The sequence below is a fragment of the Brevundimonas sp. FV1ye29L genome (assembly GCF_058681095.1).
Genome location: NZ_CM178730.1, coordinates 2136208 through 2157665 on the forward strand (window position 1 = coordinate 2136208; position 21458 = coordinate 2157665).

A 21458-nucleotide genomic window follows, 5' to 3' on the forward strand; every position below is an offset into this window, starting at 1 on the left:
TCCAAAGTGCATAGTTAGGTAGATATTCCTGTGCGGCGCGGATAGGCTGGACCGACTCGTCGATCCGGAGCCCCGCCCTGCCGCTCTCTCACGCCAAGCTCTGGAAGGCCGTGGATGCCCTGGCCCGGCGGGAGGGCCTGTCGGCGTCCGGCCTCGCCCGGCGCGCGGGTCTGGACGCCACCAGCTTCAACCCCTCGAAACGACATGGACCGGGCGATCCGCCCCGCCCGCGGTGGCCCTCGACCGAGAGCCTGATGCGAATACTCGAGGCCACGGGGATATCGCTCGGCGACTTCGCCGAACTGGCCGACGATACGACCGTCCACGCCTCGACCGTACCCCTGCTCGGTCTGGCCCAGGCCGGCGCCGAAGGCTTCTTCGATGAGGCGGGATTGCCCGTCGGCGACGGCTGGGACCAGACCGAACTGCCACGCCCGGCCGACGGGCTGTTCAGCCTTCGCATCACGGGCGACTCCATGCTGCCCCTCTACCGCCAGGGCGACCGGGTGCTGGTCGACCGCTACGCCACCGATGTGCGCAAGGGCGACCGGGTGGTGGTGCGCACCACCACAGGCGAGACGATGGCCAAGGAAATCGTGTCCCTGACGCAGAAGTCTGTCACCCTGGGTTCTATCAACCCCGCCTGGCCGCCGCGCGCCCTGCCCCGTCGCGACATCCTGTGGATGGCCCGCATCCTCTGGGTCAGCCAGTAACGAAAAGGGCCGCCCCCGGGGGGACGGCCCTTGAAGCCAGAACGCATGCGCTCAAGTCGCGAGGTTCCGCGAACCGGGCCTAGCGCACCGGAAAGGCGGCTCAGTTAGCGCCGACATAGCGGGCGCTGACCCAGCCGCCGCCGGCGATCTGGACCCACTCGCCCTGAGAACCGATGGCGCTGAAAGACTGGCCGGCGTTCAGGCGCGACACGGTGCGGTAGTTGGTGCCCGGACCCGAACGGACGTTCAGGTTGGACAGGGCGCGATAATCGCCGCCGGCCTGAACATTGGCGGCGCGGGCGCGCTGCTGGTTGCAGCCGATGTAGGAACCGGCCGCAGCGCCGGCGCCGGCGCCGACCACCGTGCCGGCCGTACGTTCATTGCGGGCCAGATTGGACCCGACGACACCGCCGACGACAGCGCCGATCAGGGCGCCGGCGCGCTGGCGACCGCCCGGGGCGTCGCAGTTGGTGATGCCGTTCGCCTGAACCAGCGCGGGGCGGGCGCTCGCCGACATCGGCGCGGCGGTGACCAGGGCCGCCAGGGCGGCGGCGGTGGCCAGGGTGGTGATCATGATCTTCGACATGGCTCTCTCCATTCATCGAGGTTGGTCGATGGCGTGAGAATGCCCCAGCCCACATGAAGGCTCCCGGAGCGTAGCCGTTATTTTGGGTTCATCTTGCTGGGCCCGTGGCTCGCCGCCGTTCGACCAGCCTGAGCGCGCTGTCGACGTCGTGCACGATCAGATGTTTGCGTCGCACGAACTGGAAGTCCAGCACCCGGGCCCACAGGTACAGCAGGCGGTCCCGGGAAACGAAGACCGTGACCGCCTCGATCCGGGGCGGCGGTCCCCAGGCCTCGGCCAGTTTCGCCAGATGGTCGACCGTCGCATCGTCGGTCATCGGCTCGCATTCCACGATCCAGTCCCAGCCGCACAGTTCCGGCCGCGCGGTGATCAGACCGACCGTCGCCTCAAGCACCCGGTCGGCCGACCCGGCCGAGACCAGGTCCAGTTGCAGGACTCGCGCCTGCTCGTCGATCTCGTAACGCAACGTCGCCTCCCCGGCCACGCCGCCATCCAAACCAGCCCTGGTTAATTATTCTGTCCCAGGGTCAAGCTTGCGTCAGTTCGCCGCGCGCCCCCGCCTCGATCAATTCGATTGTCTGCGGCAGGCCATAGATGGCCGCGAACGAGCCGAAGCGCGGCCCCTGGGAGGCGCCCAGCAGCACCTCGTACAGCGCCCCGAACCAGGCCCGCAGCGGCTCGAAGCCGTGGTCCTTGCCCGCGGCATAGACCTCACCCTGGATCAGTTCGCCGTCGGTCGTGTCGGCCGGCAGGGCCTTCAGCCGCCCCGCCAGATCCAGCAGCGCCGCCTTCTCCTTGTCGTCCGGCAGGCGGTACGCCTTCGAGGGCTTCACGAAGTCCTCATAGTAGTTCAGCGCATGGCCCATGAGCCGGTCCAGCGTCGGCTCGGTCTCCGGCGTGGCGTGCGGCAGATATCTGGCGAAATAGGCCCAGAGCTGCTCCTTCGACGAGGCGTTGGCCACGCCGACCAGATTGAGCAACAGGGCGAACGACACCGGCGAGGCGACCTTCGGCGGCGCGCCGGCGTGGATCGACCAGACGGCATTGTCGATCTGTTTTGCAGGATCCTGCGTCTGGAACTGGTCGATGAAGGCCAGATAGTCGTCGATCGCCCGAGGAATGACGTTGAAGTGCAGGCTCTTGGCCGACTTCGGCGACTGGAACATGTACCAGCTCAGGCTCTCGGGCGTGCCGTAGCGCAGCCACTCGTCCATCGTCAGGCCGTTCCCCTTGGACTTGGAGATCTTCTTGCCCTCGATGTCGAGGAACAGCTCGAAGTTGAACCCTTCGGGCGCGACGCCGCCCAGCGCCCGACAGATCTTGCCGCTCTCGCGCACGCTCTCGATCAGGTCCTTGCCCGACATCTCGTAATCGACGTCCAGCGCGACCCAGCGCATGGCCCAGTCCGGCTTCCACTGCAGCTTCACATGACCGCCGGTGACCGGAACCTCGGTGCGGTTGCCCGGTTCGCCAGCCGGATCCTCGAAGGTGATCGTCCCCTTCTCGACATTGCGGGCAAGGGTCGGCACCTGAAGCACATGGCCGGCGATCGGGCTGACCGGCAGGAAGGGCGAATAGGTCGCGCGCCGCTCCTCGCCCAGGGTCGGCAGCATGATGGCCTGAATGGCGTCGAACCGCTCCAGCAGGGTCAGAAGCGTCGCGTCAAACCGGCCCGACCGATAGGTCTCGGTCGAGCTCATGAACTCATAGTCAAAGCCGAACCCGTCCAGAAACGCCCGCAGCCGCGCATTGTTGTGCGCCCCGAAACTGTCGTGGGTGCCGAACGGATCGCGCACGACCGTCAGCGGCTTGTGCAGGTCCTCGCGCAGCATCTCCGGGTTCGGAATGCCCTCCGGCACCTTGCGCAGCCCGTCCATGTCGTCGCTGAAGGCGATCAACCGCGTCGCCCAGTGGTCGCCGGTCAGGGCGCGGAAGGCATTGCGCACCATGGTCGTGCGCGCCACCTCGCCGAAGGTGCCCATATGCGGCAGGCCCGACGGACCATAGCCCGTCTCAAGCACGACCGGCCGCTGCAGGGCCGGAAACGTCGCCAGGGCCTCGTCGGCCTTGCCCGCGTCGATCAGAATTTTCGCCGCATCCCGCTCGGCGTCGCCCAGCCGCTTCTTCAGAACGTGGTTCAGAAGGTTCCGGGCCTGTTCAAACGGCCACGACCGGGCGTCGCGCGCGAGGATCTCGAGGTTCTGCAGCATGGCAGGGGCTTTGCCGCGTCAGGGCCGGCGGGTCAACGCCCGGCGATGATCCAGCGGATCAGGAGGAGCCCTGCCCCGACCGCCATCATCGGCCCGAAAACCCGCAGGGTGTGCCGCGTGCAGCGCTCGGGAAAGAGGGTGTCCCAGGGTCCGTCCGGCCGCGCCCCATAGCGAACCGCCACGGCCGTCAGGGGGCATTTCATGCCGCAGCCGATGAAGACGGCGGCCTCGATCAGCACCAGCATCAGGGCCGCCCCCACCCAGGGCCCGCTGGCGCCCGTCAGACCCGCATGGAGGACCAGCAGGGTGGCGCCGGCCATCACCAGGTAGATGGCCGTATGCAGGGCCCGCACCAGAGACAGCCGCCAGTTCATGAGGCCGTCTATAATGGCTCAGCTCTCCCCCGGCCAGACAGGCCGTCAGGCCTTGATCAGCGCCGCCGCCCCACGGCCCAGCCCACCACCGCGATGCCCGCCGCGGCAATCACCGCGTCCTCGATCAGACCGCTTCGCGTCTGGCCGATCCGACGCATGGCCCTCTTGCGTCCGGCCAGCGTCAAATAGGCCAGCGGCACGGCCGTCGCGACGGCCACCAGCCCCCCGGCCCGCTCACGTCCACGAGGGGCCAGGGCCGCGCCCGCAATGCCGGCGCTCATCACCCGGGCGAGCAGGCCGAGGAGCACCGTGCGATCCGGGGCCGATGTCATCTTGTCGCCGACCAGCTCGGCCGGCCCCATCGCCAGGGCGCCGGCGTTGAACAGGGGGTGGCCGAGGAGAAACAGCCGGCCCGGCGTGCGCCGCCCCGCCAGATGCGCCCCGGCGAGGGCCGCCATGGGCGTCATGGACCGGGCGCTGGCGACGGCGCCGATGAGGGCGGATGGCAGGAAATCGACGAGGGTCATGATCCCGGAACCCCCGGCGGGCGATCCGGTTCAGACCGACGGACGGGTCAGCCGTGCCGCGCGGTCAGGCGGCGACGTCCGTCATGACGTCCTGCCGGTCCTGACGCCAGTCCGTCGAGGCCCAGCCCAGCACCTTTTCGAACAGTTCGGCGGGCCGGATCGGCTTGGCGACGCAGTCGTTCATTCCGGCTGCGGCATAGCCGACCAGTTGCTCTTCCAGCGTATTGGCGGTCACAGCGATGATCGGAACGCCCGCCGCCTGGCACTTCAGCGCCCGGATGCAGCGGGCCGAGGTCACGCCGTCCATCACCGGCATCTGGATATCCATCAGCACCAGATCCCAGTCGCCGCCCGCCACAGCGGCCAGACCCTGAACTCCGTCCTCGGCGGTTTCGCAGTGCATGCCCTGGGCGGCCAGCAGACAGGAGACCAGGGCCCGGTTGCTGTCGTTGTCGTCGATGTACAGGATGCGGATCGGGCGGTCGCCGGGCATGGACCGGGTCGAAGCATCGACGACGCCCCCGAGGACGCCGCCCGGAACGGCGACGGACCCGCCGGCCCATCCCTCGCCCTCGGACAGGCCGATCATCTGCTCGACCACGGCCGCCAGCTCGTCTCCGGCCGAACGGATACGGGCGGCATGACTGTTCTGGACCACGCTCAGCCCGTCTTCCAGAAGCAGGCTGGAGAAGCCGAGGACCGCGTTCAGGGGCGTTCGCAGCTCATGAGACATATCGGTCAGGAAGCGCTGGCGGGCCTCGGCCATGGCGGCCTTCTGCTCGGCGGCGGCGCGCGCGGCCTCTGCCTCGACCCGGTCGGTGACATCCCGCTCGTTCAACAGCACGCTGACCGAGCCCGTGACCGGATCCGGCAGGGGCCGACAGTCGAGGTGGTGCCAGCGAATGCCCGCCTGGGTCTTCATGGCGTGAAGCACCCCGGTGGACTCTCCTCCCAGCGCCAGGGCCAGCACCGCCTGCCCCTCGGCGGTCTCTGCGAACCGGGCCAGGAAATTGGCATCGGGACCATAGGCCGCATAGGCCGCCGGATTGGCGAACAGAGGGGCGCCGTGGCGGTCGAACAGTCCGACCGGGCCAGCGCTATGCCGCAGCGCCTCCACCGCGCGCCGTTCTTCCGCCTCGACATCGACCGGCGCCGCCTCGAACAGCAGGACGTCGCGGCCGTCCAGCAGTCGCACGCTGGAGATGGCGGCCCGAACGGTCACGGGCTGGCCCTTGGGATAGAAGGTCCAGCTTTCGTCGATCGCATCGCCTTGTGCCGTCAGGTCGCGCAGACGCTCCGTGCGGGTGCGGACGGCCGGAGAGAGGTTCGAAAAGTCGCGCCCCAGAAGCTCATCCAGACTCTCGGCGCCCCAGAGCGCCAGAGCCGCCGGATTGGCATAGACGCCGCGGCAGGCGACCGGGCAGAACAGCCAGATCGGCCGACGCAGACAGTCCCAGGCGGCCCGTGCGGCGTGATCATCGATATGTGCGTGGACGAAACCCATATCCCCCTGTCGCACAGTCGCCCTGAAACAAGGCTTAAGGCTCCGCCTTGATCCGGCGGTCGCATGCCTTGACCCGGAGGGGCTTGCATGGCCTTTGCGCCCCCTGATGAAGACCGCCGATTTCGACTTCGACCTGCCCGAGGACCGCATCGCCCTGCGTCCCGCTGACCCGCGCGACAGCGCGCGGATGCTGGTGGCGGACGGCGGCGACCTGTCCGACCGGATCATGCGCGACATGCCGGAATTCCTTCGCCCCGGCGACGCCCTGGTGTTCAACGACACCCGGGTGATCCCGGCGCGGCTGTCGGGTGCGCGCGAACGCATCAGCCCGGACGGCGAGACTCTGACGGTTGCGGTCGAGGCCACGCTTCACCACCGCGACGCCCCCGACGTCTGGTCCGCCTTCATGAAGCCGGGCAAGCGCATCAAGCCGGGCGACAGAATCCGCTTCGCCCCCTCCGCCGACGCCGCCTGCGACCTGGGCCGTCTCGACGCCACCGTGGCCGACAAGGGCGACGACGGCCTGATCACCCTGAAGTTCGACCTGTCCGGCCCGGCCCTGGACGACGCCATCCGCGACGTGGGGGTCATGCCCCTGCCCCCCTATATCGCCGCCAAACGGCCAGAGGACGACCGCGACCGCTCGGACTACCAGACCGTCTTCGCGGAGCATGACGGCTCGGTCGCCGCCCCTACAGCGGGCCTGCACTTCACCCCGGCCCTGCTCGCGGCGATCCGGGCCCGCGGCGTATCGACCCATGCGGTCACCCTGCATGTGGGCGCCGGAACCTTCCTGCCGGTCAAGGCGGACGACCTGGCCGATCACAGGATGCACTCGGAATGGGGCGAGGTCTCGCCCGAGACCGCCGCCGCCCTGAACGCCGTCCACGCCGCCGGCGGCCGCATCGTCTGCGTCGGCACCACCTCGCTGCGCCTGCTGGAATCCGCTGCGACCGAGGCCGGCGAGATCCGCCCCTTCCACGGCGACACCGCCATCTTCATCACCCCCGGCTACGACTTCCGCGCCGTGGATGTGCTGGTGACCAATTTCCACCTGCCCCGCTCCACCCTGTTCATGCTGGTCAGCGCCTTCGCCGGCCAGGAGACAATGAAGACCGCCTACGCCCACGCCATCGCAGGGGGATACCGGTTCTATTCCTACGGCGACGGATCGCTGCTGTTTCGCCGCTGATCCCGCCAGCCTGCGGCGGCGCATCGCCACAGCCCTGCGCTGTCGGCATAAACTTTAGTCTAATCAAAGAGTTGATTGCGCTGTAACATGCCTTGACCAAACTCCATCCCGGCTATAGGTTCCGCGCCGAATTCAGACCTGTTCCGGGGCTTCCGGGACGCTGAGCAACACAACCCATGTCCAGTTCCCGGGAATCGCGCGAAGAGGCGATCAAACGCCTTAACGATCGCGCGTCCTCCCTGGAGGCGAGCACGGCGCCGAAGACGTCTGAAGCCCTCGCGGGCCATGCGGTTTCGAGCGAGGCCTACAAGATCATCGCCGAGCTTCTCGGCGGCGTTTTTCTGGGACTGGGGCTGGGTTTCGGTGCGGACCGACTGTTCGGGACCAATCCGTGGGGACTGATCGGCGGCGTCCTTCTGGGCTTCGCCCTGTCGATTTACATGGCGCGTCGCACAGCCAACCGGCTGATGGCGCAGGCGAAGGCGAGCGGGGTCCAACCCCGATCGATCCCCTTCGATGACGAAGAAGACGAGGAGCGATAGGCTTTGGCCGATCCGATTCACCAGTTCCAGATTCAGAAGGTCATCGACCTGCCTGACGTCACCCTGCCGCTGTTCGGTCACACCGATCTGGCGGTGACGAATTCGCATATCGCCATGACGGTGGCGTTCCTCGCTATTGTGGCGTTCCTCTTCGCCGTCACGTCCGGCGCCCGCGTGGTGCCCGGCCGCCTGCAGGCCGCCGGTGAAAGCCTGTTCGGGATGATCGACGGCGTGACCGATTCGATCATCGGCCATGAGGGCCGTCGCTATTTCCCCTTCGTCTTCAGCCTCTTCATGCTGGTGCTGGGCATGAACCTCCTCGGGATGTTCCTCAGCTTTACCGCCACGTCGCAACTGGCAGTGACCGTCACCTTCGCCGCCCTGACCATCCTGCTGGTCATCGGCGTCGGCTTGGCGCGCAACGGTCTGGGCTTCTTCAAACTGTTCTGGCCGATGAGCGCCCCGCTGGTGCTGCGTCCGGTCGTGGGCGCGATCGAGTTCCTGTCCTTCCTGCTGCGACCTGTGACCCTCGCCCTTCGTCTGTTCGGAAACATGCTGGGCGGCCACGTGGCGCTGAAGATCTTCGCCGGCTTCGTCGTGGCCCTGGGCGCCGGCGCCATCGCCGGTGAGGGTCTGGGACTGTTCGGCCTCCCGGTCGCCGCCCTGTCGATGACCATGGTCGTGGCCCTGACCGCACTCGAGTTTCTCGTCGCCTTTCTTCAGGCGTTCGTCTTCGCCGTTCTGGCCAGCATCTATCTCAATGATGTGGTCAATCTGGGCCATGGCCACTAAGGCCGGACCAGTCCGAACTCCCTTACTTCCAACCCACCCTGACTGAACAAGGATACTCACCATGGAAGCTGAAGCCGCAAAATACATCGGCGCCGGCCTGGCCACCCTCGGCATGATCGGCTCGGCGATCGGCGTGGGCAATATCTTCGCCAACTTCCTGAACGGCGCCCTGCGCAACCCGTCGGCCGCCGCCTCGCAAGTCGGCAACCTGTTCGTGGGCGCGGCCCTGGCCGAAGCCCTCGGCATTCTGGCCTTCGTGCTGGGCATCCTGATCCTGAACTCCTGATCCTTCAGGCGTTTCCGGCGACCGCGGCCCCGGTACCGGGGCCGCGGTCAGCCTGCTGAATTTCTGCAAGAACGGACACAATGGCCGCTCCTACACCTGACGACGCGCACGGCGCCCACGCGACCACGACCGAGGCCGAAGGCCACGGCGGCGGCGGCCTGCCGCAGTTCCAGACCGAGCACTGGGCTGGCCAGATCGGCTATCTGCTGATCCTGTTCGTCGCCCTGTACATCCTGATCGCCAGGGTCTTCGCCCCGCGTCTGCGCCGGGTCATGGCCGAACGCGCCGCCACCATTTCAACCGCTGTGGAGACCGCCCGCCGGGTCCAGGCCGAGGCCGCCGAACAGGCCGCCGCCGCCAAGGCGGATGTGGCCCGCGCCCGCGCCGAGTCCCGCAGTCTCGCCGCCGCCGCCAAGGCCCGGGTCACCGAGGACGCCAACGCCCGCGCCGCCGCTCAGGAGGCCGAGGTCAATGCCCGCATCGAAACGGCGGAGGCCGCCATCGCCAAAACGCGCGACGCCGCCATGGCCAATGTCGCCGGCATCGCCGCCGAGACGACAGCCACGATCATCGAGCACCTGACGGGCAAGGCGGCCACGGCCGCTGAACTCTCCGCCGCCAAGGGAACCGCCTGATGAACCTGATCTTCGAGAACGGCATCTGGAGCTGGGCGAGCGCCGAGATCTGGGTCGGCATCGGCCTGCTGATCTTCTTCGCCATTCTGGTCGCCGCCGGCGTGCCGAAGCTGGTCGGCGGCCAGCTGGACGCCAAGGCCGCCAAAATTCAGGCGGACCTCGACGAGGCTGCCCGTCTGCGCGCCGAGGCCGAGGCCCTGCTCGCCCAGATCCGCACCGAGAAGGTCGAGGCCGAGGCCCAGGCCGCTGACATGCTGAAGGCCGCAGAGGCCGACGCCCGCACCATGGAAATCGAGGCCATGGCCAGGCTGGAAGAGACGCTCGCCCGCCGTCAGGCCCTGGCCGAGCGCCGCATCGCCCAGGCCGAGGCCCAGGCCGCGACGGACGTGAAAGCCGCCGCCGCCGATCTGGCCGTGCGTCACGCCGAGCAGATCCTGACCGCCCGCGTTTCGGGTCAGAAGAGCGATCCGCTGCTCGACGCCGCCATCGCCCAGATCGGGCCCCGGCTGAACTAGAGCCTCAGGCGTTCAAGCGATCAGGCCCCGCAGTTCCGCTGCGGGGCCTTTTTCGTTCAGTGCGCCGGTATGCCGCTGGCCATCTCGCGGGCCATGCGCTTCTCGCGCTCGACCAGCCGGCCATAGACCAGCCCCATGACGATGCCGAACACCACATTGGTGATCAGCAGCCAGGCCACGACGCCAAATCCGCCGTCGCCCGAAAAGGTCTGGCGATCTCCGATCAGGAAAATCCCGGTCATCAGCACCACAAAGGCCCCGACGGCGAAGGCGATGCCCTTGGTGGCGAAGGTGTCGGTCGGCAGTCTGGGGCACAGCGCCCCGAACAACGCCCCCAGAACGACTGTCCCGACCAGAACATGAGCGACCCAGCCGGCGGCCGGCGTGCCGTCCATGCCGATCATATGGGCGAGGATGTTCGGAAACGGGGTGAACCAGGGACCGGCGACCATATTCACGGCCTCCAGTCCCGTAACCACGACGGTGGCCGCCAGGCCGGCCATCATGCCTTTTTGTACGCGTGACATCATAACGATAGCGCCTCCCAACGCCTGTGTTCGTTCCGATAACGCAGGGGGAGGCTACGCCTGTCGCGGGGCGATGGTCAGGATTGATATTTCACAACACCGTGTTTCGCGAATGCGACTTCGCACTGCACAGAAATCAGCCGAAAGCCCTGCGCCACAGGCGGCGGAGCTTTTTCCTCAGCCGGATCAGGGGTCTGCGCCGGCGACGCAGGACCATTTTCTCGGCCCGCAATGCCTGCTGCCAGAACACAGTGCCGAACTCCGGGTTGCGGCGCAACAGACGGCGGAACGGATAGACCCAGCGCGGCCGCGCATACTGGGCCCGGATGAACACCCTTTTGGCCCGGTAGGAGCTCTTCAGGATCAGCACGAGCCCGAGCGCGATCACTGGCACCCCGCCGGGGCCCGGCAGCGGCGCAATCAGGATCCCGGCGATCACCACCAGAACCCCGAGCGCCATCAGCGAACTGCGCTTCAGCCAGCGAAAAAGGCCGCCCGGGAGCGGGCGGGACTGGAGGCCGGAAAGGGCGGGCGCGAGGGTCACGAGGATACCGGAGAAGAAAAGGAAGGCCTTGTCTGACAACGCCGCCGGTCTTCACCGGCTCCACGACCGGGCGCATTCGTCCCGACCGTGGCGACCCTGCCACAACGGTGTTTACAATCTGCTTCGGTGGCTGAACGGAGGCTGAACGGTGAAGGTTTGGTCATGATCCGAATTGAACACGCCCGCCGTGTCTTTGGTGACACGGCGGGCGGCGCGGCGGTATCGGGCTTTGTCCCCCTCCCCTGATCCGGGGGGCGGGTATCCCGGATCAGGCGGCCTGGTTGGAGCCTTCCGGCGCGACCCACCGCAGACGCGGGGAGCGGGCGGCCCGGGTTTCGTCCAGCCGCTTCATCGGCGCATGGAAGGGCGCGCCCTTGAAGCGGTCGACGTCGCCGGCTTTCGCCGCCTCGGCCAGCGCGCGCATGGCGTGGATGAAGCGGTCCAGCTCGGCCTTGGACTCGGTTTCGGTCGGCTCGATCAGCATGGCCCCATGCACCACCAGGGGGAAATACATGGTCATCGGGTGGAAGCCCTCGTCGATCATCGCCTTGGCGAAGTCCAGCGTGGTGATGTCCGTGCCCTTCAGCCATTCGTCGTCGAACAGGGCCTCGTGCATGCAGGGACCGTCGGGGAAGGCGGCCGACATCAGGTCCGACAGGCGGGCCTTGATATAGTTGGCGTTCAGCACCGCATCCTCGGCCACCTGACGCAGCCCGTCAGCGCCGTGCGACATCATGTAGGACAGGGCGCGCACATACATGCCCATCTGGCCCTGGAAGGCGCACAGACGGCCGAAGGCCTGGGCTGCGTCGCCCTCCTCCCGCTCGATCAGGCGATAGCCGTCGGCGTCGTGCACGACCCAGGGGGCAGGCGCGAAGGGCGCCAGGGCCTCGGACAGCACGACCGGCCCCGCGCCAGGACCGCCGCCGCCGTGGGGGGTCGAAAAGGTCTTGTGCAGGTTGATGTGCATCGCGTCGACGCCCAGATCGCCCGGACGAACCCGGCCGACGATGGCGTTGAAGTTGGCGCCGTCGCAATAGAAGTATGCGCCCGCCTCGTGCGTCAGACGGCTGATTTCCAGGATGTCGCGCTCGAACAGGCCGCAGGTGTTGGGGTTGGTCACCATGATGGCCGCCACGTCGTCGCCCAGCTTGGCGGCCAGATCGGCCACATCGACCCGCCCGTCCTCGGTCTGGGCCACTTCCACGACGGTGTAGCCGACGAAGGCAGCCGTGGCCGGGTTGGTGCCATGGGCGCTGGTGGGCACCAGCACCTTGCGGCGCTTCTCATGCTGGCCCGAGGCCTCGTGGGCCGCGCGAATGGCCATCAGGCCGCACAGCTCGCCATGGGCGCCGGCCTTGGGCGACAGGGCGACGGCGGGCATGCCGGTCAGGGTCTTCAGCCAGTGGGCCAGGGTGTCCATCAGCTCCAGCGCGCCCTGCACCGTCGAGATCGGCTGCAGCGGGTGGATGTCCGAGAAGCCGGCCAGGCGCGCCATCTTCTCGTTCAGGCGCGGATTGTGCTTCATCGTGCACGAGCCCAGCGGATAGATGGCCAGGTCGATGGCGTGGTTCTTCTGCGACAGCCGCACATAGTGACGCATCGTCTCCGGCTCCGACAGGCCCGGCAGGCCGATCGGGTCGCGCCGGACCAGGTCACCGAGGTCGGAACCGTCGGTCTTCGGTTCCGGCAGGTCGACGCCGGTCTTGCCCCAGCCCTCGCCCTCGAAGATCAGGGCCTCGTCCTGCAACAGGCCCCGCGCGCCGGTCAGGGTGGCGGGTTTGGTTTCGACTGCGTTGGGGGTGGTCGGGCGGCCGACGGTGTTCATGGTGCTCATCGTCATATTCCTCAGGCGGCCAGGACTTTGGACAGGGACTTGGCGAGAATCTGGATGTCCGCATCCAGCGTCGTCTCGGTCGCGGCGACCAGCAGGACGTCGTCCATGCCGGCATCCGGCGCCAGACGGCTGTAGGGCACGCCCGCCAGCACGTGGTGGGCCGCCAGCGTATCCACCACTTCGGCGGCGTTCTTCGGCAAACGCACCGCGAACTCGTTGAAGAAGCGGTCGGTCAGCACCTCGACGCCCGGAATGGCGGCCAGGGCGTCGCGCGTGGCGAGGGCCTTCTCGTGGTTCAACAGAGCCAGTTTGCGCAGGCCTGTCTCACCCAGCAGGCTCATGTGGATGGTGAAGGCCAGTGTGCAGAGGCCGGAATTGGTGCAGATATTCGACGTCGCCTTGTCGCGTCGGATATGCTGTTCGCGCGTCGACAGGGTCAGGACGAAGCCGCGGCGGCCGTCGGCGTCCACCGTCTCGCCGCAATAGCGACCGGGAGTCTGGCGCAGCAGTTTCTCGCGCGTGGCGAACAGGCCGACATAGGGTCCGCCGAAGTTCAGGGCGTTGCCGATCGACTGGCCCTCGGCCGCGACGATGTCGGCGCCCATCTCGCCCGGCGATTTCAGCAGGCCCATCGACACCGCCTCGGTGACCACCACGATCAGCAGGGCGCCCGCAGCGTGGGCCGCCTCGGCGATCTTCGTGACATCGGTCGCCGCCCCGAACACGTTCGGGGTCTGGACGACGACGCAGGCCGTGTCGGGACCGATCTGATCGATCACGGCGGCCTCGGCGTCGAACGCCGGGGCCAGAACCTGGGTCTCGACGCCGACGGCGTGGACCACGGTTTCGGTCGCCTTGACATAGTGAGGATGGACCCCGCCCGAGATCACCGCCTTGTTCCGGCGCGTCACCCGCGTGGCCATCAGCACGCCCTCGGCCATGGCGGTCGAGCCGTCATAGAGGGAGGCGTTGGCCACCTCCATCCCGGTCAGGTTCGCCACCTGGGTCTGGAACTCATAGAGATACTGCAGCGTCCCCTGCGCGATTTCCGGCTGGTAGGGGGTGTAGCTGGTCAGGAACTCCGACCGCTGGATCACATGGTCCACGGTCGCCGGGACGTGGTGCTTGTAGGCCCCTGCGCCGCAGAAGAAGGGCGTGGCGCCGGCCGTGGCATTCCTGGCCGCCATGGCGGACAGGGCGCGTTCGACCTCCATCTCGCCGGCCACGCGGGGCAGGTCCACCGGCCCGTCCAGCCGCGCCGCCTCGGGCACATCCACGAACAGGTCGTCGATCGAGGAAGCGCCGATGGCGGCGAGCATCGCCGTACGGTCGTCGGGCGTCAGGGGAAGGTAGCGCATGATCTTCTCACTCCGTCATTCTCGGGCTTGACCCGAGGATCGGATGCGGTGCGGGCCGTGCGTCGAGATCTTCGCACAAGCGGTTGAACGCCCTGCCCTCGGGTCAGGCCAGAGGGTGAAGGGGGTTGAGACTAGAGGGTGGCGAGGAAGGCGTCATAGGCCGCCTGATCCATCAGGCCCTCGACCGCCGAGGCGTCGGACACCTTGATCTTCGCGAACCAGCCCGACCCCTGAGGATCGGCATTGACGGTTTCCGGCGCGGTCGACAGGGCGTCATTGGCCTCGACCACCTCGCCCGAGACGGGGGCATAGACGTCCGACGCGGCCTTGACGCTCTCGACCACGGCGAAGCTGTCGCCCTTGCCGACGGTCTTGCCGACCTCAGGCACCTCGACGAACACCACGTCGCCCAGGGCGTCGGCGGCGTGCTTCGAAATGCCGACGGTGGCGATGTCGCCGTCGAGGCTGACCCATTCGTGGTCCCTGGTGAAATACATATCTCTTCTCCATCTTCCACCGCGTCATCCTCGGGCTTGACCCGAGGATCGGAGGCGGAACGTTCTCTGCGTTGATCCCGACGCAATGCGGCGGACAATCCGGCCCTCGGGTCAAGCCCGAGGGTGACGGGGCTAGGGGGTTATTTCGGTTTGCGGTAGTAGCGTTGGGCGACGAAGGGCATGTCGATCACCTCGGCGGCGGCGGTCTTGCCGCGCACGATGACCTTCAGTTCCGTGCCGAGCGCTGCATGCGACGGCGGCACATAGGCCATGGCGATATTGCGGCCCAGGGTCGGGGACGGGCCGCCGGAGGTGACCTTGCCGATGACGTTTCCGTCCATGTCGGCGATCTCCGCGCCCTCGCGGGCCGGGGCGCCTTCCTTGACGATCAGACCCACGCGAACGCGCGCCAGGGTCGCTTCGGTCGGGCCTTCAGTCAGTTCCTTCAGGATCCGGTCGGCGCCCGGGAAATCCGCCCGTTCTTTCCGCGACTTCGACAGGGCGAAGGTCAGCGCCGCCTCGACGGGGCTGGTCGTGGCGTCAATGTCGTGGCCGTGCAGCGGCAGGCCGGCCTCGAGCCGCAGGCTGTCACGGGCGCCCAGACCGATCGGCTTGACCCGGGCGTCTTCGAGAATCGTGGTCCAGATGCGTTCGGCCTCGGCGTTGGGCACCGAAATCTCATAGCCGTCCTCGCCCGTGTAGCCCGAGCGGGAGATGAAGCAGTCGACCCCGAACAGCATGATGCGGGCCACGTCCATGAAGCCCATTTCCAGCAGGACCGGCTCATGCTCCGCCATCACGGCGGCCGCCTCCGGCCCCTGAATGGCGATCAGCGAACGGTCGTCGAGGACGGTCAGCGTCGCATCACCCGACAGACTGGCCTTCAGATGGGCGAAGTCGGCGTCCTTGTTGCCCGCATTGACCACGACATAGAGGCCGTCATGGTCAGGCTTGCCCGCCATCAAGTCGTCCATGATCCCGCCTTCGGCGTTGAGCAGCAGCGAGTATTTCTGCCGGCCCTCCTTCAGGATCGCATAGTCGCCCGGCACGAAACGCTCGAACTGGGCGACCGCGTCCGGGCCGGTGATCCGGCACTGGCCCATGTGGGACACGTCGAAGAGGCCGGCGTGTTCGCGCGTCCAGCGGTGTTCCGCCAGGACCCCCTCATACTGGACCGGCATGTCATAGCCGCCGAATCCGACCATCCGGGCCCCCAGAGCGCGGTGCGCAGCATTGAGGACTGTTGTCTTGAGGGTCTCGTCAGTCATGGCGTCCGGCTTTCAGAGTCGCGTTGTGAGGCGGAAAGCTCCGCCGTCCTCGCGCCCCCGCTGTCCTGAAGCCTGAGAGATTCCGGCGCCCTGCCCCCTGTATGAGGGTCGCAGGCGTCTTGCTCCGTCGGCGCACCCGTCAAGGGTGACTTTCCAGCGTCCGTATGTCCTCGCGGTCCGTTTGCCTGAGCGTTTCCGGGGCGGTTGCGCCTTCGGCTCCGGGTCCTCCGGAAAGGTCCCGATCTCTCCCGCGAGAGCAGATGATCTAAGGCCCCGACTCCGGCATCAAGTCAAGCGCCGCTGCGCCCTTGCTACACAGCCCCCGGGAGGCCAAGAACGCGCCCAACGCCGTATGCACGCTCTCGAGGACCGTATGACCGACGCCTGTATCGATTTCGACGCCTGGATCGCCTCGGCCGACATTCCGGATGGGCTGAAAGCCGTTCTGGGCGTTACGGCCCGCACCTGTGTTGCGATCAGCGATGTGGTGGCCGGCGGCGCCCTCGCCGGAGCCCTGGGCGCCTCTGGCGAAATCAATGTGCAGGACGAGGAGCAGAAAAAGCTCGACGTCATGACCAACGACATGCTGACCGACGCCCTCTCGGCCTGTCCCTTCGTCGCGGGCGTGGCCTCGGAAGAGATGGACATGGTCCAGCCGACCGCCCATGCGCCGACCGGGGGCTATCTGGTCCTGTTCGACCCGCTGGACGGTTCGTCCAATATCGACATCAACGCCCCGGTCGGCACCATCTTTTCGGTCCTCGCCTCCCCCTCACTCACGCCGGATGAATCGGACTTCATGCAAACCGGCCGCCATCAGGTCGCGGCGGGCTATGCCATCTATGGCCCCCAGACCATGCTGGTCCTGACGACGGGCCAGGGCGTGTCCGGCTTCACCCTCGCCGCCGACGGACGCTGGCGGCTGACCCATCCGCACATCCGCATCCCGGCCGACACCCAGGAATTCGCCATCAACATGTCGAACCAGCGCCACTGGGCCGGGGGGGTCCAGCGCTATATCGCCGCCTGCCTCGAGGGCGCCGACGGTCCGCGCGGCAAGAATTTCAACATGCGCTGGGTCGCGGCGATGGTCGCCGACGTCCACCGCATCCTGATGCGCGGGGGGGTGTTCCTCTATCCGTGGGACCGGCGCGAACCCGAGAAGCCCGGCAAGCTGCGCCTGATGTACGAGGGCAATCCGATGGCCCTGCTCGTCGAACAGGCCGGGGGAAAGGCGACCCTGGACGGGGTGGCGCCGATCCTCGACGTCATGCCTGAACGCCTGCACCAGCGCGTCCCGGTCGCCCTCGGCTCAGCCCACGAGGTCGATCACATCGCCGAGGCGTAGGCCCGGACCTCGGCGATCCGTGCGGCCTTGTCGGCCTCCGGCAGGAAGCTGCCCTCGAAGCTGTTGACCGCCATCTGCGTCAACTGACCCTGCGTCAGGCCCGTCGCCTCGGCCAGCCGGCTGTAGTTGGCGTTCACATAGCCGCCGAAATAGGCCGGGTCGTCCGAGTTCAGGGTCACATGCAGGCCGCGCCGCAGCATCTCGGGCACGGGGTGATCCTTCAGGTCATGGACCACGCAGAGCTTCAGGTTCGACAGGGGACAGACCGTCAGGGTCATCTGTTCCGCCGCCAGCCGTTCGATCAGCCCCTCGTCCTCCATCGACCGGTTGCCGTGGTCCATCCGGTCGATATTCAGCAGGTCCAGCGCCTCATGCACATAGGCGGGCGGCCCCTCCTCCCCCGCATGGGCGCAGAGCTTCAGGCCCAGCTCACGGGCCGCCGCGAAGACACGCACGAATTTCGACGGCGGATGCCCGACCTCCGATGAATCCAGCCCCACCCCAATGAAATGATGCAGATACGGCTTCGCCTGCTCCAGCGTCGCGAAGGCTCCTTCCTCCGACAGATGCCGCAGGAAACTGAGGATCAGGCCGGAGGTCACCCCCAGTTCGTCCCTCGCCCGGTCCATCCCGGCGATCAGCCCCTCGACCACCACTCCGAACGGCACGCCGCGATCGGTATGGGTCTGGGGGTCGAAGAAGATTTCGGCATGACGCACGCTGTCCGCCGCCGCCCGCTGGAAATAGGCGAAGGCCAGATCCTCGAAATCCTTCGCCGTCAGCAGGACGTTGGCCCCGGCGTAATAGATGTCGAGAAAGTCCTGCAGGTTGGAGAAGTCATAGGCGGCGCGCACCGCCTCGACGCTGTCGAACGGGATCGACACCCCGTTGCGCTGCGCCAGTTCGAACATCAGCTCCGGCTCCAGCGAGCCCTCGATGTGCAGGTGCAGCTCCGCCTTGGGCAGGCCGGCGATGAAGGCGTCGAAATCAATCGGCATTCAGAACAGTCTTCCAGTTCGACAAGCCAAGTACGCGGACCGACGTCCGGTCAGGTGTCGTTTTCGACGCCAATTTGGTGTCGGCGGTGATGAGCGGCAGGCCGAGGCGTTCCGCCAGCGCCAGATAGAAGCAGTCATAGACCGCATGGTCCAGCGCGCGGCCGATCTCGAACGCGCGCCCGGCCAGGCCATGGGCCGGCGACAAGCTGATGCGGGCGCGTTCGATGGCGCGAATGGCCATGGCCACGTCGTCGGCCGCGTACTCGTCCTTGCGCACCTTCTTCCAGAACACATTGGCGCATTCCACGACAAGCAGATCCGGCGCAGCCAGAGGCAGGAAACGCAGGTCGAGCGACGCCTCGGCGTCCTCCTCCTTTACGAACCATTTGACGACGACGCTGGAGTCGATGACGGCCTTCACCGCTCGTCTCGTCCTTCCCTGACCAGAACCTCAGAAGGCGTATGATCACGGCCGGCCGACCGGGCGCGCAGGTCGTCGGAAACCCGGATCCAGTCGAAGCCGTCGGCCTCCTCGGCTGCAGCGGCGGTCAGGATGGCGCGGTACTCCGCCTCGGCCGAGCGGCCGTTGCGGGCTGCACGCTGCTTCAGCGCCTGCACCGTGGCTTCGTCCAGATGACGGATGTGGATGTTCATGACGACCTCCAACGAGAGATAGCAATGCTATCATGCCGCAGACGGCGTCGCTACATCCGCTCCGGCGTCTCGATCCCCAGCAGGTCCAGGGCGATCACCAGCTGATCCAGCGCCGCCTTCGCCAGGGCCAGACGCGAGGCCTTCGTCGCCGCGTCCGGCGCGATCAGCACCGGACAGGCCGCATAGAATTTCGAGAACGACTGGGCCAGTCGCCAGGCATGTTCCGCGATCAGATGCGGCATCCGCTTGTCATAGGCGTCGGAAACTGCCTGGTCGAAGGCGTCCAGGGTCAGGGCCAGATCGCGCTCGGCCGGTTCGGCGATGACAATGGCGCCGGAGCCAAGACCCTGATCGGCGGCCTTCCTCAGGAGCGATTTGATCCGCACCGACTGGTACAGCAGATAGGGTCCGGTCTTGCCTTCGAAGCTCATGAACCGGTCGAGGTCGAAGACGTAACTCGTTGTCCGGCTGTTCGAAAGATCGGCGAACTTCAGCGCGGCAATGGCCACCCGGTGGGCCGTGGCCTCGAACTCTTGCGGCGACAGGTCCTCGCCCAGATGCGCCTCGTTCAGCCGTTCGCGCGCCTTGTCCGTCGCCTGGGTGATCAGGTCGTGCAGCTTCAGCACCCCGCCCGCCCGGGTCTTGAACGGCTTGCCGTCCGTTCCGTTCATGGTGCCGAAGCCGAGGTGCTCCAGCGCCCCCTCGCCCGCATAGCCGGCCAGACGCGCGGCGCGGAACACCTGTTCGAAATGTTCGGCCTGCCGCTCGTCCACGACATACAGGATCAGGTCGGGATCAATGGCCTTGCGGCGGTCCAGAATGGTGGCCAGATCAGTCGTGCCATACATGGCCGAGCCTTCGGAACTGATGACCAGCAGCGGCGGCGGGCTGGGCGCCTCGACCACCGAACCGTCGGCCAGCTTCTTCTTGCGCGTCTCGCCGGGCCCGGCGACATGGACCACACGGGCGCCGTCGTCCTCGACCAGCAGACCCGTCGCCTCCAGGTGGGCGATCATCTCGGCCATCAGCGGATCGGCGTCGGATTCGCCGTTCCAGAGGTCGAAGGTAACCGACAGGGCGCCGAATTCACGCTCCAGCGCCGTGCGGCTGACGGCGACGAAATGCCGCCAGAGGGCGCGATAGCCGGGCCGCCCGGCCTGAAGCTCCGCCGTCGCCTTGCGGGCGCGGTCGCGATAGTCGCCATCTTCCTTCGCCCGACCCGCAGCCAGCGGATAGAGCCGTTCCAGATCCTCCAGCGACACCGGGCTTTCGCTCGGGAAGGGCCCGTCGCCCTCGGCGAGGAAGGCGTCCGCCCTCCCCTCGTCGCCCGCAGCGACGATCAGCAGCCCCATCTGGAAGCCCCAGTCGCCGAAATGGGCGTCGCCCCAGACCGTATCGCCCCGGAACCGGAACAGCCGCTTCAGGCTTTCGCCGATGATCGATGAGCGCAGGTGGCCGACGTGCATCGGCTTGGCCACATTCGGCCCGGCATAGTCGATGACGACCTTGCGCGGTTCGGCGACGGCCGAGGCCCCGGCGTGGTTCGGGTCGGCCGCCACCTCCGCCGCGCGAGCCGCCAGGGCGGCGTCGGCCAGTTTGAAGTTGATGAAGCCCGGCCCGGCCACCTCGACCGAGGTCAGGCGCGGATCGCCCGCCAGCCGATCGGCCACCCGCGTCGCCAGGTCGCGCGGATTGGCCTTCCGCGCCTTGGCGGCGGCCAGGGCGCCGTTCGACTGGAAATCGGCCAGATCGGGCCGGTCCGATGTCGTGACCCGCGCCAGCGCCGGGTCCACGCCTTCGGCGGCGAAGGCGGCCGCGACCGCTTCGCCCAGTTCAGACCTCAGGTCGGTCATTGGGCGGGGGGCGCAGCCGGGGCCGCAGCGCCGGCATTGACGCGGAACCGGCGGCCTTCCCGATTGAACTCGGCCATCTCGGGCGTGATGTCGAAACCGATCAGGATCTCGAAATTCGAGCCGCTGACGGTCGTCGAGGCGCGCGGGATCACCACGCTCCGCTCGATTTCAGCCGAGGCCGTCTGCCGACCCTCGAAATCCACCGGAATGTCGAAATACTGTTTGTCCAGAACGGCGGTATTCCGCTCGGTGACCGCGACCCAGTAGCGATAGGTGCGGCGATCCTCGATCGCCTGTGCGCCCCGGCCGAAGTGGAACAGGGCGTCGAACTCGACCTTGATCGGATCATCGCCGCGATAGCTGCAGCCCGAGGACACGCCCTGGATTTCGCCGGTATAGCCGATATTGGCCAGGGCCGGGCGATTGTCGGCCATCTCCACATAACGGGCGGCGTCATAGAGAATTTTCACATAGGGGCACGGGCCGGCGTTGGCGCGCTGGCGCAACACGCCCAGCCGGGCGGGACGGCGCTCGCCCTGCTCCTCATCCTGACCCTGGGCAGGCCCCTGACCGGGACGCTGGCGCTGCTGGGACTGGGCCTCGGCCGCAGACGGCGCGAAGACAGACACCACCGAGACGGCGGAAAGGAGCGCAAGGGCAGAGGCAAGGACGCGACGCATCAGGGACGTTTTCCGGCA

The 21458-nt window shown here is 67.4% G+C and carries 25 protein-coding genes and 2 riboswitches; of the genes, 8 read left to right on the top strand and 17 right to left on the bottom strand.

Going from position 1 to position 21458, the window contains the following annotated elements; all coding sequences use genetic code 11:
- The first annotated feature begins 77 nt into the window (after window positions 1–77).
- Window positions 78–713, top strand: coding sequence for a S24 family peptidase (locus ACW17W_RS10570; RefSeq protein WP_492080308.1), 636 nt, complete (start codon window positions 78–80; stop codon window positions 711–713).
- Between the two features lie 100 nt (window positions 714–813).
- Here ACW17W_RS10570 and ACW17W_RS10575 read toward each other — a convergent pair whose 3' ends face one another.
- From ACW17W_RS10575 to ACW17W_RS10600, 6 genes are all read right to left on the bottom strand, one after another.
- Window positions 814–1299 carry an SH3 domain-containing protein gene (locus tag ACW17W_RS10575; RefSeq protein ID WP_492076828.1) on the bottom strand — a complete coding sequence of 162 codons (486 nt, stop codon included), beginning with the start codon at window positions 1297–1299 and terminating at the stop codon, window positions 814–816.
- A gap of 88 nt (window positions 1300–1387) precedes the next feature.
- Window positions 1388–1765: a hypothetical protein gene (locus tag ACW17W_RS10580; RefSeq protein WP_492076829.1), complete on the bottom strand. Its 378-nt coding sequence runs from the start codon at window positions 1763–1765 to the stop codon at window positions 1388–1390.
- Window positions 1766–1826: 61 nt separating this feature from the next.
- Window positions 1827–3509, bottom strand: coding sequence for a lysine--tRNA ligase (locus ACW17W_RS10585; RefSeq protein WP_492076830.1), 1683 nt, complete (start codon window positions 3507–3509; stop codon window positions 1827–1829).
- 32 nt (window positions 3510–3541) lie between these two features.
- A complete protein-coding gene (locus ACW17W_RS10590) occupies window positions 3542–3883 on the bottom strand; it encodes a hypothetical protein (protein WP_492076831.1) in 342 nt (113 codons plus the stop codon).
- 56 nt (window positions 3884–3939) lie between these two features.
- Window positions 3940–4410: a hypothetical protein gene (locus tag ACW17W_RS10595; RefSeq protein ID WP_492076832.1), complete on the bottom strand. Its 471-nt coding sequence runs from the start codon at window positions 4408–4410 to the stop codon at window positions 3940–3942.
- Window positions 4411–4474: 64 nt separating this feature from the next.
- Window positions 4475–5914 carry a response regulator gene (locus ACW17W_RS10600; protein ID WP_492076833.1) on the bottom strand — a complete coding sequence of 480 codons (1440 nt, stop codon included), beginning with the start codon at window positions 5912–5914 and terminating at the stop codon, window positions 4475–4477.
- 106 nt (window positions 5915–6020) lie between these two features.
- On the opposite strand from ACW17W_RS10600, the gene queA reads away from it, so the two are divergent.
- The 6 genes from queA (at window position 6021) to ACW17W_RS10630 (ending at window position 9876) form a co-directional block, all read left to right on the top strand.
- On the top strand, window positions 6021–7106 hold the full coding sequence (gene queA, locus ACW17W_RS10605; RefSeq protein WP_492076834.1) for a tRNA preQ1(34) S-adenosylmethionine ribosyltransferase-isomerase QueA: 1086 nt from the start codon (window positions 6021–6023) through the stop codon (window positions 7104–7106).
- Between the two features lie 176 nt (window positions 7107–7282).
- Window positions 7283–7648 (top strand): AtpZ/AtpI family protein, encoded by a 366-nt coding sequence (locus ACW17W_RS10610; protein WP_492076835.1) that lies wholly within the window; start codon window positions 7283–7285, stop codon window positions 7646–7648.
- A gap of 3 nt (window positions 7649–7651) precedes the next feature.
- A complete protein-coding gene (locus tag ACW17W_RS10615) occupies window positions 7652–8440 on the top strand; it encodes a F0F1 ATP synthase subunit A (protein ID WP_492076836.1) in 789 nt (262 codons plus the stop codon).
- 61 nt (window positions 8441–8501) lie between these two features.
- A complete protein-coding gene (locus ACW17W_RS10620; protein WP_054766272.1) occupies window positions 8502–8726 on the top strand; it encodes a F0F1 ATP synthase subunit C in 225 nt (74 codons plus the stop codon).
- Window positions 8727–8806: 80 nt separating this feature from the next.
- Complete coding sequence (locus ACW17W_RS10625) at window positions 8807–9361, top strand: F0F1 ATP synthase subunit B family protein (protein WP_492076838.1); 555 nt, start codon at window positions 8807–8809, stop codon at window positions 9359–9361.
- Window positions 9361–9876, top strand: coding sequence for a F0F1 ATP synthase subunit B (locus ACW17W_RS10630; RefSeq protein WP_492076839.1), 516 nt, complete (start codon window positions 9361–9363; stop codon window positions 9874–9876). Before ACW17W_RS10625 ends, ACW17W_RS10630 begins: the two co-directional genes overlap by 1 nt.
- A gap of 56 nt (window positions 9877–9932) precedes the next feature.
- Here ACW17W_RS10630 and ACW17W_RS10635 read toward each other — a convergent pair whose 3' ends face one another.
- The 6 genes from ACW17W_RS10635 to gcvT all read right to left on the bottom strand — a co-directional run bounded on the left by ACW17W_RS10635 (window position 9933) and on the right by gcvT (window position 15907).
- On the bottom strand, window positions 9933–10403 hold the full coding sequence (locus ACW17W_RS10635; protein ID WP_492076840.1) for a DUF6789 family protein: 471 nt from the start codon (window positions 10401–10403) through the stop codon (window positions 9933–9935).
- A gap of 136 nt (window positions 10404–10539) precedes the next feature.
- Window positions 10540–10986 carry a PGPGW domain-containing protein gene (locus ACW17W_RS10640; protein WP_492076842.1) on the bottom strand — a complete coding sequence of 149 codons (447 nt, stop codon included), beginning with the start codon at window positions 10984–10986 and terminating at the stop codon, window positions 10540–10542.
- Between the two features lie 229 nt (window positions 10987–11215).
- Window positions 11216–12784 carry an aminomethyl-transferring glycine dehydrogenase subunit GcvPB gene (gcvPB, locus tag ACW17W_RS10645; RefSeq protein WP_492076844.1) on the bottom strand — a complete coding sequence of 523 codons (1569 nt, stop codon included), beginning with the start codon at window positions 12782–12784 and terminating at the stop codon, window positions 11216–11218.
- An 11-nt stretch (window positions 12785–12795) separates the two neighbouring features.
- On the bottom strand, window positions 12796–14142 hold the full coding sequence (gcvPA, locus tag ACW17W_RS10650; RefSeq protein ID WP_492076845.1) for an aminomethyl-transferring glycine dehydrogenase subunit GcvPA: 1347 nt from the start codon (window positions 14140–14142) through the stop codon (window positions 12796–12798).
- A 131-nt stretch (window positions 14143–14273) separates the two neighbouring features.
- The gene (gene gcvH, locus ACW17W_RS10655) at window positions 14274–14639 is read right to left on the bottom strand and encodes a glycine cleavage system protein GcvH (RefSeq protein WP_492076847.1); all 366 of its coding nucleotides are present in this window, start codon (window positions 14637–14639) and stop codon (window positions 14274–14276) included.
- A 140-nt stretch (window positions 14640–14779) separates the two neighbouring features.
- Window positions 14780–15907 (bottom strand): glycine cleavage system aminomethyltransferase GcvT, encoded by a 1128-nt coding sequence (gcvT, locus tag ACW17W_RS10660; protein ID WP_492076848.1) that lies wholly within the window; start codon window positions 15905–15907, stop codon window positions 14780–14782.
- Between the two features lie 58 nt (window positions 15908–15965).
- Window positions 15966–16066: riboswitch (glycine riboswitch) on the bottom strand.
- 4 nt (window positions 16067–16070) lie between these two features.
- Window positions 16071–16168, bottom strand: a riboswitch (glycine riboswitch).
- A 112-nt stretch (window positions 16169–16280) separates the two neighbouring features.
- On the opposite strand from gcvT, the gene ACW17W_RS10665 reads away from it, so the two are divergent.
- A complete protein-coding gene (locus ACW17W_RS10665; protein ID WP_492076849.1) occupies window positions 16281–17255 on the top strand; it encodes a class 1 fructose-bisphosphatase in 975 nt (324 codons plus the stop codon).
- Here the strand turns inward: ACW17W_RS10665 and ACW17W_RS10670 are convergent.
- The 5 genes from ACW17W_RS10670 to ACW17W_RS10690 are packed head-to-tail and all read right to left on the bottom strand — an operon-like array spanning window position 17237 to window position 21440.
- On the bottom strand, window positions 17237–18253 hold the full coding sequence (locus ACW17W_RS10670) for an adenosine deaminase (RefSeq protein ID WP_492076850.1): 1017 nt from the start codon (window positions 18251–18253) through the stop codon (window positions 17237–17239). The two genes, ACW17W_RS10665 and ACW17W_RS10670, sit on opposite strands and share 19 nt — an antisense overlap.
- Window positions 18243–18674 (bottom strand): type II toxin-antitoxin system VapC family toxin, encoded by a 432-nt coding sequence (locus ACW17W_RS10675; RefSeq protein ID WP_492076851.1) that lies wholly within the window; start codon window positions 18672–18674, stop codon window positions 18243–18245. The genes ACW17W_RS10670 and ACW17W_RS10675 overlap by 11 nt, the downstream gene beginning before the upstream one ends.
- Complete coding sequence (locus ACW17W_RS10680; RefSeq protein ID WP_492076852.1) at window positions 18671–18907, bottom strand: FitA-like ribbon-helix-helix domain-containing protein; 237 nt, start codon at window positions 18905–18907, stop codon at window positions 18671–18673. The genes ACW17W_RS10675 and ACW17W_RS10680 overlap by 4 nt, the downstream gene beginning before the upstream one ends.
- 50 nt (window positions 18908–18957) lie before the next feature.
- Window positions 18958–20760, bottom strand: coding sequence for an arginine--tRNA ligase (gene argS / locus ACW17W_RS10685; RefSeq protein WP_492076853.1), 1803 nt, complete (start codon window positions 20758–20760; stop codon window positions 18958–18960).
- Window positions 20757–21440 (bottom strand): Tat pathway signal sequence domain protein, encoded by a 684-nt coding sequence (locus ACW17W_RS10690; RefSeq protein WP_492076854.1) that lies wholly within the window; start codon window positions 21438–21440, stop codon window positions 20757–20759. The genes argS and ACW17W_RS10690 overlap by 4 nt, the downstream gene beginning before the upstream one ends.
- Window positions 21441–21458 lie beyond the last annotated feature (18 nt).

Bases quoted from the DNA above. Each gene is read 5' to 3' on its own strand.
- ACW17W_RS10575 (WP_492076828.1), bottom strand. From the start codon at position 1,299: ATGTCGAAGATCATGATCACCACCCTGGCCACCGCCGCCGCCCTGGCG.
- ACW17W_RS10585 (WP_492076830.1), bottom strand. From the start codon at position 3,509: ATGCTGCAGAACCTCGAGATCCTCGCGCGCGACGCCCGGTCGTGGCCG.
- ACW17W_RS10590 (WP_492076831.1), bottom strand. From the start codon at position 3,883: ATGAACTGGCGGCTGTCTCTGGTGCGGGCCCTGCATACGGCCATCTAC.
- ACW17W_RS10595 (WP_492076832.1), bottom strand. From the start codon at position 4,410: ATGACCCTCGTCGATTTCCTGCCATCCGCCCTCATCGGCGCCGTCGCC.
- ACW17W_RS10600 (WP_492076833.1), bottom strand. From the start codon at position 5,914: ATGGGTTTCGTCCACGCACATATCGATGATCACGCCGCACGGGCCGCC.
- queA (WP_492076834.1), top strand. From the start codon at position 6,021: ATGAAGACCGCCGATTTCGACTTCGACCTGCCCGAGGACCGCATCGCC.
- ACW17W_RS10610 (WP_492076835.1), top strand. From the start codon at position 7,283: ATGTCCAGTTCCCGGGAATCGCGCGAAGAGGCGATCAAACGCCTTAAC.
- ACW17W_RS10620 (WP_054766272.1), top strand. From the start codon at position 8,502: ATGGAAGCTGAAGCCGCAAAATACATCGGCGCCGGCCTGGCCACCCTC.
- ACW17W_RS10625 (WP_492076838.1), top strand. From the start codon at position 8,807: ATGGCCGCTCCTACACCTGACGACGCGCACGGCGCCCACGCGACCACG.
- ACW17W_RS10630 (WP_492076839.1), top strand. From the start codon at position 9,361: ATGAACCTGATCTTCGAGAACGGCATCTGGAGCTGGGCGAGCGCCGAG.
- ACW17W_RS10635 (WP_492076840.1), bottom strand. From the start codon at position 10,403: ATGTCACGCGTACAAAAAGGCATGATGGCCGGCCTGGCGGCCACCGTC.
- gcvPB (WP_492076844.1), bottom strand. From the start codon at position 12,784: ATGAGCACCATGAACACCGTCGGCCGCCCGACCACCCCCAACGCAGTC.
- gcvPA (WP_492076845.1), bottom strand. From the start codon at position 14,142: ATGCGCTACCTTCCCCTGACGCCCGACGACCGTACGGCGATGCTCGCC.
- gcvH (WP_492076847.1), bottom strand. From the start codon at position 14,639: ATGTATTTCACCAGGGACCACGAATGGGTCAGCCTCGACGGCGACATC.
- gcvT (WP_492076848.1), bottom strand. From the start codon at position 15,907: ATGACTGACGAGACCCTCAAGACAACAGTCCTCAATGCTGCGCACCGC.
- ACW17W_RS10665 (WP_492076849.1), top strand. From the start codon at position 16,281: ATGACCGACGCCTGTATCGATTTCGACGCCTGGATCGCCTCGGCCGAC.
- ACW17W_RS10670 (WP_492076850.1), bottom strand. From the start codon at position 18,253: ATGCCGATTGATTTCGACGCCTTCATCGCCGGCCTGCCCAAGGCGGAG.
- ACW17W_RS10680 (WP_492076852.1), bottom strand. From the start codon at position 18,907: ATGAACATCCACATCCGTCATCTGGACGAAGCCACGGTGCAGGCGCTG.
- argS (WP_492076853.1), bottom strand. From the start codon at position 20,760: ATGACCGACCTGAGGTCTGAACTGGGCGAAGCGGTCGCGGCCGCCTTC.
- ACW17W_RS10690 (WP_492076854.1), bottom strand. From the start codon at position 21,440: ATGCGTCGCGTCCTTGCCTCTGCCCTTGCGCTCCTTTCCGCCGTCTCG.